The sequence below is a fragment of the Paenibacillus sp. P4_E11 genome, from assembly GCF_056401635.1.
Genome location: NZ_JBFUIX010000002.1, coordinates 160,049 through 172,641, shown reverse-complemented (window position 1 = coordinate 172,641; position 12,593 = coordinate 160,049). Strand labels below are relative to the sequence as shown.

12 protein-coding genes and 1 pseudogene are annotated in these 12,593 nt (G+C 48.2%); 7 read left to right on the top strand and 6 right to left on the bottom strand.

The annotated features are described in order from the left end of the window. Positions 1–141 precede the first annotated feature (141 nt). A complete protein-coding gene (locus tag AC1DWB_RS01725) occupies positions 142–1,029 on the bottom strand; it encodes a phytanoyl-CoA dioxygenase family protein (protein WP_477539289.1) in 888 nt (295 codons plus the stop codon). A gap of 121 nt (positions 1,030–1,150) precedes the next feature. On the opposite strand from AC1DWB_RS01725, the gene AC1DWB_RS01720 reads away from it, so the two are divergent. Further along, positions 1,151–2,011: a helix-turn-helix domain-containing protein gene (locus AC1DWB_RS01720; RefSeq protein ID WP_477539288.1), complete on the top strand. Its 861-nt coding sequence runs from the start codon at positions 1,151–1,153 to the stop codon at positions 2,009–2,011. A gap of 17 nt (positions 2,012–2,028) precedes the next feature. Here AC1DWB_RS01720 and corA read toward each other — a convergent pair whose 3' ends face one another. Further along, entirely contained in the window at positions 2,029–2,979 is a 951-nt protein-coding gene (corA, locus tag AC1DWB_RS01715; protein ID WP_477539287.1) for a magnesium/cobalt transporter CorA, read from the bottom strand. 79 nt (positions 2,980–3,058) lie between these two features. Further along, positions 3,059–3,469 (bottom strand): annotated as a pseudogene (locus AC1DWB_RS01710) (HAD-IC family P-type ATPase); the annotation flags it as partial. A 548-nt stretch (positions 3,470–4,017) separates the two neighbouring features. Between AC1DWB_RS01710 and AC1DWB_RS01705 the strand changes: the two are divergent. Then, complete coding sequence (locus AC1DWB_RS01705) at positions 4,018–4,191, top strand: hypothetical protein (RefSeq protein WP_477539286.1); 174 nt, start codon at positions 4,018–4,020, stop codon at positions 4,189–4,191. A gap of 6 nt (positions 4,192–4,197) precedes the next feature. Continuing rightward, entirely contained in the window at positions 4,198–6,147 is a 1,950-nt protein-coding gene (locus tag AC1DWB_RS01700) for an alpha/beta hydrolase family protein (protein ID WP_477539285.1), read from the top strand. Positions 6,148–6,282: 135 nt separating this feature from the next. On the opposite strand, the gene AC1DWB_RS01695 is transcribed toward AC1DWB_RS01700, so the two are convergent. Then, positions 6,283–6,462: a hypothetical protein gene (locus tag AC1DWB_RS01695; RefSeq protein ID WP_477539324.1), complete on the bottom strand. Its 180-nt coding sequence runs from the start codon at positions 6,460–6,462 to the stop codon at positions 6,283–6,285. Here AC1DWB_RS01695 and AC1DWB_RS01690 point away from each other — a divergent pair. Beyond that, positions 6,410–6,607 carry a hypothetical protein gene (locus AC1DWB_RS01690; protein ID WP_477539327.1) on the top strand — a complete coding sequence of 66 codons (198 nt, stop codon included), beginning with the start codon at positions 6,410–6,412 and terminating at the stop codon, positions 6,605–6,607. The two genes, AC1DWB_RS01695 and AC1DWB_RS01690, sit on opposite strands and share 53 nt — an antisense overlap. A gap of 278 nt (positions 6,608–6,885) precedes the next feature. On the opposite strand, the gene AC1DWB_RS01685 is transcribed toward AC1DWB_RS01690, so the two are convergent. Both AC1DWB_RS01685 and AC1DWB_RS01680 read right to left on the bottom strand, forming a co-directional pair. After that, positions 6,886–9,078 (bottom strand): heavy metal translocating P-type ATPase, encoded by a 2,193-nt coding sequence (locus AC1DWB_RS01685; protein ID WP_477539284.1) that lies wholly within the window; start codon positions 9,076–9,078, stop codon positions 6,886–6,888. Positions 9,079–9,168: 90 nt separating this feature from the next. Continuing rightward, positions 9,169–10,131: a copper resistance D family protein gene (locus AC1DWB_RS01680; protein WP_477539283.1), complete on the bottom strand. Its 963-nt coding sequence runs from the start codon at positions 10,129–10,131 to the stop codon at positions 9,169–9,171. A gap of 328 nt (positions 10,132–10,459) precedes the next feature. On the opposite strand from AC1DWB_RS01680, the gene AC1DWB_RS01675 reads away from it, so the two are divergent. From AC1DWB_RS01675 to AC1DWB_RS01665, 3 genes are all read left to right on the top strand, one after another. Beyond that, on the top strand, positions 10,460–11,038 hold the full coding sequence (locus AC1DWB_RS01675; RefSeq protein ID WP_477539282.1) for a copper resistance CopC family protein: 579 nt from the start codon (positions 10,460–10,462) through the stop codon (positions 11,036–11,038). 66 nt (positions 11,039–11,104) lie between these two features. Continuing rightward, positions 11,105–11,470, top strand: a complete 366-nt coding sequence (locus tag AC1DWB_RS01670; protein ID WP_477539281.1) for an ArsR/SmtB family transcription factor — start codon at positions 11,105–11,107, stop codon at positions 11,468–11,470. 182 nt (positions 11,471–11,652) lie between these two features. Beyond that, complete coding sequence (locus AC1DWB_RS01665) at positions 11,653–12,099, top strand: GyrI-like domain-containing protein (protein ID WP_477539280.1); 447 nt, start codon at positions 11,653–11,655, stop codon at positions 12,097–12,099. The last annotated feature ends 494 nt before the right edge of the window (positions 12,100–12,593 follow it).

The window sequence follows — 12,593 nt, the reverse complement described above, 5'->3', positions numbered from 1 at the left end:
ATACTAGTATTGACAATGTGTATTATGGACGAGGAGTCCTCATCATAATCCCTCTCTATATGGTTACCCTCCTACTACGTTCAACAAGTCGTGTGCGAACTTATTAAGCAACACCGCAGGATTATAGGGAGATATGAGCGATCATTCCGAATCGCTATCGTCTTCACGCTCAGGTCGCAAAGCCAGCCAATCCTCCAATTGGGCAACGCGCTTGGGATACTTCTGGCTTCTCGCCAGGAAGCCGATACCGTGCTGCAGCATCGGATCTTGATCGGTCGGTTGGTAGCGCAGATCGACACTCCAACGCACGCCGTTCGAATTGTTCGGTGTCGACATGTGCAGCAAGCGGTCGTTGAACAAGATTGCGGTACCCGCCTTTACAGGCAAGGGCAATGTTTCCCCATGCGCAGCAAGCTGCTCTTCGTGTAAGGCCGTATACCCTGTGCCTGTAAGGGTTTCCCGATGCCAATCGAGAAGCTGCTCCTCATGCGATCCGGGCTTCAGGTGCAAGCAGCCGTTCAATAACGTAGCATCAACAAACGAAATCCATACCGTAATAACGGGATTGGCATTGGCATTCGGCCAATAAGATTTATCTTGATGCCAAGGGACAGCCCCTGCTGCGACGCGTGGTACCTTCGGGCGGACGTTATATACCGGACTGGCAAAAATCTCACTGCCGATGATGGATTCAACAGCGTCCAAGATCTTGGGATTGCTGATCAAGTGGAAGTATCCGGGTAACCGATCCCGCCATCCGCGTCCAAACTTCAGGAAATCTTGATCGGTTAGTCCACTGAAGAGGGCCGCCAGTCGGGTTTCGAATGGGTAATGCTCAAGCTTATCCGTAACGAGACCCGCGTTGAATATTTCGTCAGCAATCCACGACACTTTTTCTTGCATGGCCTGCCTGGGGGCCAGCATGTCTTCAGCAGATAACAAATCGGAAAGTACCAGATAGCCCTCGGTATGGTATTGGGCCAATTGTTCTTGCGATAACGAACCGCCGTATTCGGTATTTGCTTGCATCTAGTCATCCGACCTTCCTAGGTAAACTCTGTGCTGCCTCCTAGTTTATCATCCACTTTAAAGCGCTGTATTTGGCTTATGCTACGCTGATTTGCATATTCATACGCTAACCGTGGAGGTCATGATGAGACAATTGTCAGAGCTGGATCCGATGATTCGTTTGGCGCGATATTACTATTTTCGCAAGTCTATTGGCGAACGCCAAAGAATCGGTTACTGTTACGGGTTTCACTTATTTACAGGCGGCAATGGCTATATGATCGTGGATCGGGAAAAGTTCCCTGTGGAGAATGGAACGCTCATGTTCATCCGGCCCGGCATCCGTCATTCGTTCCATATCGTGGAACCGCCGCTGCAATCCTACAATATTTATTGTGATCTATGGTTGAAGGAACCGCCGCCATCTTTACTTCCGCAATTCGCTTTTGCCGGGGAGGCCTTTCAAGCTGAACGGGCAACACCGAGCTTTCCGTGTCCAGAGTTGGATCAGATGCCGGTGCGAAGCTCCCTGCTGCCTTATCCGCAACTGGTCGATTTGATCCGCTTAATCGATAAACTATTCGGCCAATTGCAGCATTACCGGACAGAAGCGGTGAATAGCGTATTCTATTCTTGGCTGCTGCAGTGGCACAATGTGCTGCATGATTCCTGTCCAACGGACAAACGCATTATCCGATTGCTCCGCGAGATGGAACTGCATCCTGAACTTCGCTTGAGCAACGAAGAATGGAGCAGCAAATGCGGCCTCCAGCCTTCTTTCTTCTACAGCTTATTCAAACGAGAGACCGGCATGTCTCCGAACGATTACCAGATTCAACTCCGGATGAAGAAGGCGACTACGCTGCTGCAAGAAACCAACCGTTCGATTACATCGATTGCCGAGGAGCTCGGGTTCAGCAGTATGCACTATTTCACCCGACAATTCACGGAGCAGTATGGGGTATCACCCAGTCGATATCGGATCGAAGGCACTCCATTCTGAAGTAAACTGTTCATCTTTTACTCAAACCATCCTTTTCTGTGGAACCAGGTGAACATCCCGAAGCCGATGCCGAACATAATGCCGAGCACCGCAAAATAGCCCCATCGCCAGTTGAGTTCGGGCATATAATTGAAATTCATCCCGTATATGCCTGCAATAAATGTCAGGGGCATAAAGATGGTCGTAATCACGGTCAAAGTTTTCATGATGGTGTTCATCCGATTGGAGCTGAGTGATACATAATTGTCTCGCATATCGGCCGTCATATCTCGGTTCGAGTCGATCATCTCAGACAACTTCAATAGGTGATCGTAGATATCTGTAAAATAAACGCGGTGCTCTCTAAACTCATCGATCCGGTCCGAATTGATCAATCGATACAGCAGATCGCGCATAGGGATGATCGTCTTTCTCAGTTTCAACAATTTGGACCGGATTTCAAATACATCGTTCATCAAGGAATGGCTGCTAAGGCGACGGTCAACCGTCTCGATTTCTAGCAATTGATCTTCAATCAGATAGACGGCAGGGAAGTATTCATCCACTAGTTTGTCGACAACCATGTACATGGCGAATAGATGCCCTTTGGCCCAGAGGCTGCTCTGGGTCGTAATCCGTTGCCACGCGTCATCCAGCTCCCTAAGCTTCTGATTGTGATAGGTCACAAGAAACTTGTGACCGAGGAATAGATCGACTTCATGCGCGGATAAGTTCTTCTGATCCAATGCATGCAGAACGAAGAAGTGAGTGTCCTCATAATGGTCGACCTTGGGTCGTTGCAGCAGATGAAAGCAATCTTCTATGGCAAGGGGATGGAAGTGGAAGTGTCGCTCCAATAGTTGCGCTTCCTCTTCTGTCGGAGCGTCGAAATCCACCCAATACCAGGCGATATCTTCGCGGGTAAGGTCCTTCAACGGCACATCCTGCAGAAATTGAAGCCCTTGGGTGACAGCGAATGTTCGGATCAAGTTGATTTCCTCGCTTATGGGTTTTCCAATAGTATACCTTTACTCCTTGTTTTCACCAAAGTCGTTTTCCATAGTGAGATTATTCGTCATTTCTCCGCTGAATAAGGATGGTCAGACTGACCAAAGTCACGAATATAGTAGCCCCCATATCGGACAGAATGGCGATCCATAAGGTCAGCAACCCTGGAATCGTAAGAAGAAGAGCGATCAATTTCAATCCGAGCGACACGGTGATGTTGAACAGAATGACCCGACTGACGCGCTTGGCCACGCTCACTGCTTCTGGCAGTTTGCCCAGATGGTCTTGCATCAGCACAATATCCGCTGTCTCAATCGCACTGTCCGTTCCCTTACCCATGGCAATTCCTAGCTGAGCAGTTGCGAGTGCAGGAGCGTCGTTAATGCCGTCTCCGATCATAGCGACCTTACCGTGTTGCGACAGTTCCTTGATCTTATTCACTTTATCTTCGGGAAGCAAGTTCCCATAGAAGTGGTTACCCCGACTTGGGAGGCTAAAGTATAAGTTTTCGGGGTGGAACTGGAGGTTCCCTCTCTTAACTGCTAGAGCAAGGTTCATAAGGTGATTTCATCACTCTACTTTTCTGGATTGGAGTTCGTTATAGACGAGCGGTGTACCGGTTCCCACGGACTTGAATTCCACCGTCGTGTATCATCTGGCGGGTCTCGTCCAGTTATAAACCGAGCTCATCATCCCCTTTCTCTTCGCTAGCTTTCTACCGGCCACAGTATAAAACATGAGGTAACGTTATTTTCAAGTCTATATTTCGAATTAAGGTCCTAAGCGCATCGACGGTGAAAGGTTTCAGTTCGTTCGACTGTCCACTCCGAATTTTCATGGCCCATGCCGGGTCAGCCTTTCGATCTCAAGACGAGAGCCAAAGCTTTCGTCTTTTTCTTTCCACAATTTGTTGACTCTAAAAAATGGATCGTAATATAATGAAGTCGAATTTAGTAATCGATTACTAAAAACTTTATCGTACCGATTTATCAGAACGAAACGGAAAGGATGTTGAAGAGATGGAAACGGCGAAGATGGAATACCGATGCGCTTACGTGTCCGATCCGGTTATCCGCTGGGAGCAGATCGAACCGAACCCGGGCATTATTGGGCTTGATCGAGGACCGATCGGGTCGATTACCACATGCCCGAGAAGTTCGGAACCGTCCTATTCGTTTAAGAAGAGAGGATGAAAGGCAATGGGAGTCCAGGATCTCGAATCATTCAACTTATCCATCTACGACGTGAAAGACCAATTCAAGCGATGGGTATATGATCGCTCCAAAGCTGCGTTCGACGAAGGAGACCGTGCCCGCGACAAGATCCGGACCGTCGAAGATTTGGAAGCGCACTCATCGTTCATGCGCGAAAAGCTGATTGAGTCGATCGGGGGATTGCCTTCCTTCGATCATCCGCTTCAAGCTGAAATTACCGGCAAGCTTCAAGCAGATGGCTACAAAATCGACAAGCTGATTTTTCAGTCCCGTCCGTCCACCTACGTCACCTGCAACCTATATGTGCCGGATGGGCTTGAAGGTCCGTCCGCAGCAGTCTTGTTTCTGTGCGGTCACGCGGATAATGCGAAACAATATGACCGCTACCAATCCGTATGCCAGCGGCTCGTTGGCGAAGGATTGATAGTACTTGCCATGGATCCGGTTGGACAAGGAGAGAGACTCAGCTATTACGAGCCTGACAAAGGCGAAGCAGCCGTTCGCCCCGGAACGAAAGAGCACGATCATGCAGGCAGCCAATGTTTGCCGCTTGGCGACGGAATTGCCCGCTATTTTCTTCATGATGCGATGCGGGCCATCGATTATTTGTGCAGTTTGCCCGAAGTCGATCCGAAGCGAATCGGCGTGACGGGCAACTCGGGAGGCGGATTGCAGACGGGCATGGTCATGTTGTGCGATACCCGAATTGCCGCTGCGGCGCCCGGCACCTTTATCATGAACCGGGAAACGTACATGTACGCCGGCCAAGCGCAGGATGCGGAGCAAATATGGCGCGGGATGACCAAATGGGGCTTGGACCATGAAGACTTGGTGCTCGCCATGGCGCCGCGTCCGGTCATGATTCTCGCGGTCACCTCCGATTTTTTTCCGATTGAGGGCACGAGGCGTACGGTCGCTCGGACGAAACGATTCTGGGAGATGTACGGTATACCGGATATGCCGGCGGCCGCGGAAGACCGATCCGTGCATCAATATAGCCCTCCGCTTGCCAACAAGGCAGCTGCATTTTTTGCCGAACATTTGCTTGGACGGAAAGAAACGAAGTCGGATGGTTTGGGTATTGTTCCGTTTAGTCCCGAACTTCTAAATTGCACCCCGAGCGGTCAAGTGCGGGCCCATTTCCAGGACGCCCGCGCCGTTTACGACGAAAATTTGGACCGATTGCGCCTAATCGAAAGCAAGCTGGAGTTGATTCCCGATGACCTTTGCAAGCAGCAAGCTTTCGATTGGTTAAAAGAGCGCGTGTATGGCGGTCGTATCGTTCCCGATTTGAACCCCCGGCATTTGAAACTTTCGCCAGCGGAAGGGTTGTCGGTAGAAAGCTACATATGGTGGAGCCAGGAAGGCATTTTCAATCATGCGTTTGTTTTTCGAGATCCTGCTTATGACGGCGAAAGGCTGCCGGTTACGATCGGCTTGTGGGATCGCGGCACAAAACAGCTTCAAGACAAGTTCGAGTGGATCCGCCATACATGTTCGCAGCGTAGAATCGTACTCGTATTGGATGTGACCGCCGACGGGGTTTGCACCCCGCATCCGATCAACCCGCTTCCGCTCTGGCAATTGTTTGGAACGCTGCATAAGCTGACGACCGACTTGTTCTGGCTGGACGACAGCTTGGCCGCCGTACGCGTTTTCGACGTTACGCGTGCAGTGGATCTGATCGGGTTGCTGCCGTATAGCACAACGGAACACACGCATATGTTCGCGCGGGGACGATTTCATCTATATGCCGAAATCGCAGCGGCTCTCGATGACCGGATCTCTTCGCTTGAAATCGAGGAAGCCTCGGACAGCGTCGCTTCTTGGGTCCGAACGCGTTATTATGAGGCAAACGATACCGTCAGCACGATTTTGCCCGGTATGCTATCCTATTTCGATTTGCCCGACTTGCGACGATGGAGCCGATCGTAAACCTTTTTCGAATCGCTATTTCGTCCCGAAGGTGGATGAGATAGCGATTTTTCTGGGCAAAGTAGGTTAAGCCCCTTTTGATGCACCACATATAGACATAACGAACCGCGTAAATCGCGGTTTTTTGTTGTTAACTCAAAGCGCCTTCACCGTCGAACCTTCATAAAAGCCTCCCTGTAGCAAAATATGCTCGTAAGGCAGATGCGGATTCGCCATTCGCCATAGCATTCGCTCGGCGGCGCGGATTCCGGATTCTCGGATCATGAGCATCGGCCGCGATAGCTCGGGTACAAAAAGATTCTCGGCATGCGCCAGACTGACCAGGGAAATATCGTCGGGGATACGTTTGCCGAACGGCAATCAGCTGTTGTTCGGCACGACCCTCCCCGATTCAAGCGGCATCAAAGATTTGGGTACCGAAACCTCGATCCAAAACAATGTCGCCTTCATGACAGTGTAGGATTATTAAATGGAAACACACATCAGATAAGCTTTATACAACCGATGAATTTCCGGCTTGGCAATCTCGTATAATCCGACTCACATTTCATAGTCGGAGCGGGCCATGAGCAATTCGTCCCAAAATAGCTCCAACCACGGATCGGGTGATTTGATTTCTGCTGCTGAGGATTGCACAGCTCGGACGCTCTGTCGATCCACACTTTCATGGCTTGAACGTCTTCATGACCAAGGTCGTTTTCTCCAAAAAAATCAAAGCTTCGAATTGGAAAATTACATTTACTCCTTGCTTTCACCAAAGTGTATTCCACGCGATCTCCGCTGAACAAGGATGGTCAGACTGACCAACGTCACGAATACAGTAGCTCCCATATCGGACAGAATGGCGATCCATAAGGTCAGTAGCCCTGGGATCGTAAGAAGTAGAGCGATCAATTTCAATCCGAGCGACACGGTGATGTTGAACAGAATGACCCGATTGACGCGCTTGGCCACGCTCACTGCTTCTGGCAGTTTGCCCAGATGGTCTTGCATCAGCACAATATCCGCTGTCTCAATCGCACTGTCCGTTCCCTTACCCATGGCAATTCCTAGCTGTGCAGTTGCGAGTGCAGGAGCATCGTTAATGCCGTCTCCGATCATGGCTACCTTGCCGTGTTGCGACAGTTCCTTGATCTTATTCACTTTATCTTCGGGAAGCAAGTTCCCATAGAAGCTGGTTACCCCGACTTGTGACGCTACTTTCTCAGCTGTCTGATGATGATCGCCCGTCAGCATAACGGTATTCCGGATACCGCTCCGATGGAGGGCTGCAATGACGCTTCGGCTCTCTGAACGGATTTCGTCTGCGATGCCGAACATACCGAGAACGTGTTCGTGATCTGCGACAATGACTAACGTTAAGCCGCTATGTTTAAGTTGATCGATATCCGCCTGAACAGAAGGGGGGATGGACATATACTCCATGTTCTTCTCGTTGCCAAGCCAATATTTCATCCCATTTACGGTTGCAACAATTCCACGTCCGGAGACCGTTTCGACTTCATCCGCATCCGGTACGGTCTGCTGATGGTTCTCGATTTCTTTCATAATCGCCTTAGCCAGCGGGTGGGAGGAGGCTTTCTCAATCGCTCCAGCTACCAGATGGAATCTCTCTTCGTCATACACAATGGACTGTTCAACATGAGGCTCCCCTTTTGTCAACGTACCGGTCTTATCAAAGGCAAGTGTATCAATCTTCCCGAGCTGTTCCAGGAATACACCACCCTTAATCAAGATACCATTGCGGGCATTCCGAGTAATGCCGGCCACAATCGCGATGGGGGAAGATAGTATTAATGCGCAAGGACAGCCGACGATCAGAACGGCCAAACCTTGGTACAGCCACTTGGACCAGTCACCACCTAAGAGCAGAGGAGGAATCAGGATCACAAGTGCAGACACGATCATGATGATCGGGGTATAGTACTTTGCGAATTTGTTAATAAACAGTTCTGTTGGTGTTTTCGTTTCTTGGGCTTCCTCCACAAGATGAAGGATTCTGGCTAATGAAGAGTCCTTGTAGGCTTTATCGATGCGGACACGGAGCACGCCCTCATTGTTAATGCTGCCTCCGAATACGGGTTCTCCAGCTGCTTTCTCCACGGGAAGAGATTCGCCTGTAATAGCAGCTTCATTAACGGAACTTCTCCCCTCTTGTACGGTTCCGTCTGAGGGGATTTTCTCACCAGACTTTACAAGCACAATGTCACCGATCTGTAAGGTTGCGATGGGGACAATGACTTCTTGCCCGTTGTCTAGTCGTACGGCTTCTTTCGGTGCCACTTGAAGTAACGTCTCCATAGAGCGTCGGGCCTTCTCCATGCCTAACCCTTCGAGAAGTTCGTTCAAGCCGAACAGTATGGCAACAAGGGTAGCTTCCTTCCACTCGCCAATAGCTATGGCCCCGACCAGTGCTATGGTCATTAACGTATCGATATTGAACTTGAGGCGGAACAAATTTTTGAGCCCGCGCATAAACGTGGTGTATCCACTAAGTGCTGTGGCAACCAAATACATGCCAATGACGCTTGAAGCGCTCAACTGACCTGATAACAGGATGGCCGCGAAATAGATGACTGCGGAAACGACCAGCAACTTCAGGATACGAGAGTTCCCGTCCCCGTGCGAGTGATCATGATCATGGTCATGACTGACCTTATGCTCCTGTTTGTGATCGTGGTTATGATTGTGGTTATGATTGTGGTTATGATCATGATTATGAGAATGGGCCGCTTGCTCTTGTTCAATATAAGCCCCATCGGATTTCAAAATTTTCTCAACACTTGCAAGAGAAACTCGGGGATCCAAGCTCAATTTGCCTGAATTAAAGCTTAACTTGGAATGTTCGCCATGCTCCAGCTGCTTGATTTGGTTCTCCATTCCTTGGGCGCAATGGCCGCAAGTCAATCCCTTCACACGATACTCAACCATAGGGCAACCATCCTTCAACTCCAAATATGAATATATATTCATATGATATTCCGACATGTTATTTTTGTCAAAGGATTGTTAGAACGAATTTCAACCAACCCAGAACATAAGAGCTACGTAACCCGTCAATACGAACATAAGACCGAGTCCAACTGCGCTCCAGGCTGAGATTCGTCTATACGCTTTGATGATGACGAATAGTATCACCAATCCGGCCAATGTAAACACAACTGCAGGCCAACTCCAGTTCAATGAGATGAATTGATACTTGAGAATGTCCGGATAGAACTGCTGGAATAATGGGGAAGAGGCGATAGGCTCAGTCGTACCTTCACCCTCGTGCGGCGGTGTTTGTACGCCCATAAATGCGGTAATTGCGAAGATCAGAACAGCGAATAAGCTTTCCCCCTTCAGCCACGATCTAGGGTCGAAGTTGGATTGCGTGAGAAGTCTTCTATTCATCAAAAACCCGTTTAAGTATCCGAAAACAAGCAGCGGTATAAAAAGTAAATGCTTGATAAGTAACGCTTGTCCATAAGTAATAATCCACGAACTAACGTAGTCGGGGACAATGTAGAACATGAGTGTAAGCCCGGCAGCAATGACAACAAGCACGCATCCGATCGAGAGCGGACTGAACCAGCGAATAAATGATGACCAGTTATCGCTGCCTCTCGCAAACCAACCCACGATAATAATAATCCCTATCCATAAGCTAATCGCTATTAAATGCAAGGACTCGGCCAGGAATCCGAACGATTGGGATTGACCGGCAGCATGACTAGCCCACCCATAGGAGAACATGATTCCGACTAGTAATAGCGCCACAATGCCATTGAGCAACACATTTTTCTGGATGTCTTTCATGGCCATAATGAATAGGATAATCGTACTTTGGATAAGGATCCACACCCAGGCACGGCCTAATTCCAAGTCTGCCAACACATCGGGAAGAACATTCCAGAATGGGAACTCTTCATCTGTAAAAAATAGTGTGCCCCGAATAACAGGAACGAACGATAACAGTGCGATTGCTATGAATAAATTGAACAAGAGAGTAGGTGAGATCCGAATATCCGGCTTCTTATGTACGGGAATGAAATTCAGGAATACAGCACCCGCAACGAGGCAAAAGCAAACATATAATAGTGTTTCTGAGAAATAAATATACAGGGTTCCCACTCCTTGTGTGTTATGAATTGAGATGGCAGTACCATACTCACTACTGTCCTATCATACCACAGCTCCAATATCTGAACAGTTGCTCATATTGACAAATGTTCGAAAATTTGTTGCTTATCTGATGAGATCCGCTACTACTGATTTGTTATAATCAAATTCGGATATGCTGCATGATACGATGAAGGAGAGGCTGGAAGCTATGTTCAAAAAGTCACTTGCATTACTGCTGCTGTTGCTGCTGGTTGTTCCTGTAACTGCTTTTGCCCATACGGGATTGAAGTCATCCGTTCCAACAACGGACGAGACGGTAGTCAAACCAATAACAGAAATAACGATGGAATTCAATACGGATATAGAGTCTCTAAGTACAGTTGAGGTCGTCAATACTAAGGGCGACAAGGTCAAGCTTAACGATGTTAAGGTTACGAGCCCAAGTATGACAGCGAAGTTCGAATCGGAGTTACCGAATGGGACGTATACGGCCAACTGGAAAATCGTCGGAAAAGATGGTCACCCTGTAACCGGGAAATACTCTTTTACTATCCAGTTACCCCAGTCGGCGACATCAACACCAGCACCAACTGCAACTCCAACCGCAACACCTACTGCAACGCCATCGGTAACAGCAACACCATCACCAACCGCAACACCTGAACCCGCGACTGGTAAATCGTCCCAGGGTAGTTCTTATGTACAGCCTATTGTGATTGGACTTGTTGCGGTGGGGATTGTTGCACTTCTCCGGCGTATGATCAAGAGAAACAAGAAATCAGAATAGTTGTGATTGCCGTCACCGTTTTTGCTATAATGGAATTATTACGAATAAGCATAAGGCGGTGTAGGATTGGACAAGTTACTTCACGATTCTTGTGACGATACATGTGTAGGTACGGATCCAGACTTGCATGTATTGAAATCTCAAATGATCAATGATGCAATGGCCAGCCAGATGGCAGATGTGTTCAAAGCCCTTGGGGATCCTACAAGAACAAAGCTCATTTATGCCATGTTGCAAAAAGAACTATGCGTTCACGATCTATCCGTCTTGTTAGAGATGGGGCAATCCGCCATATCTCACCAGCTTCGCTATCTCCGCAATCTCCGCATTGTGAAGCGACGTAAAGCAGGGAAGACGGTGTTCTACTCTCTGGACGATGACCATATTGAACAAATTTTCGTGCAGACGCTTCAGCATATGAAACACCATTAAATTCTGAAACCATCCAATAAGGTGGTTTTGGATAAGGAGGTATCAATCGCAAATGGAATTACTTGTGTTCACTACGGTAGTTGTGGTTGTTATGTGTGTGTTGGCCTTTGTAGTGGTTAGACAATACAAGAGCGGCAACAAGCATAATAAGTAGCCTAGGAAATATCCAGGGAGTGATCGGCATGGAAGTGAATATAGAGGCAAAAGGACCTATATTAATTGTCGGAATGGCCATTAGTACATTGCTGAAGGATGTAGGTACTGCTGGCCCGGCTTTACATGCAGAATTCGAGCAACGGAAAAAGGAGATAACGAACCGGATTAACCCTTCTCTTGCATATGCGGTGTCTATTGATCCGCCCAATTATGATGACGACAGGGACGAGTTCAGATTAGTTCTTGGGGTTGAAGTCGATAACTTGGATCATGTTCCTTCTGGGATGGAATCCATGGAAATACCGTCAAGTACGTATGCAAGCGTCATCAAAACCGGTCATTCGACGTTTGGATCCTTAATGAAGTGGATCCGTGAATCGGATTATGAATTAACGGATACGTATAGCATTGAAGTGGAAGATGCTACGAAGGAATCCGTGGAATTAATGTTTCCGATTCAACGAAAGAAGTAAGGTTTTCATTGAGCCATCGATATAGTACATAGGTGCCAAAGGTCCCTCAGACTTAGTCTGAGGGACCTTTCTTTGATTATAGAATAGCCAGAAAGTATAAGTTTTTGGGGTTCTGGGGGAGTCGGAGGCTGTCCCCTTAATTACTTGTCTTGAAGGGTGCAGTAAAGCTCGAATTAGTCGCATATATGGGGTTCAGTCGAGATTCGCGAGGTTGGTACTCGGCAGTAAGCGATTGTTGTGAGCTCATTCGTACGAATCCTGCAAAAATGCAGGATTTTTGATCCGTTTGTATCCGAATGTACCATATTGCTGCGATAGCTCCTGCTTTTTTGCTATAGTTCGGACGAAAATCGAGATCTTGTCGATAAAATACTGCACATTTTGCAACAATTCATTAGCCATAGACGGGCATGGGGAGAAGATCCTGCACTTTTACAACATTCTGGAATTAGTACATGACACTTGGAGGGAACGCACACAACTTAACTCAACTA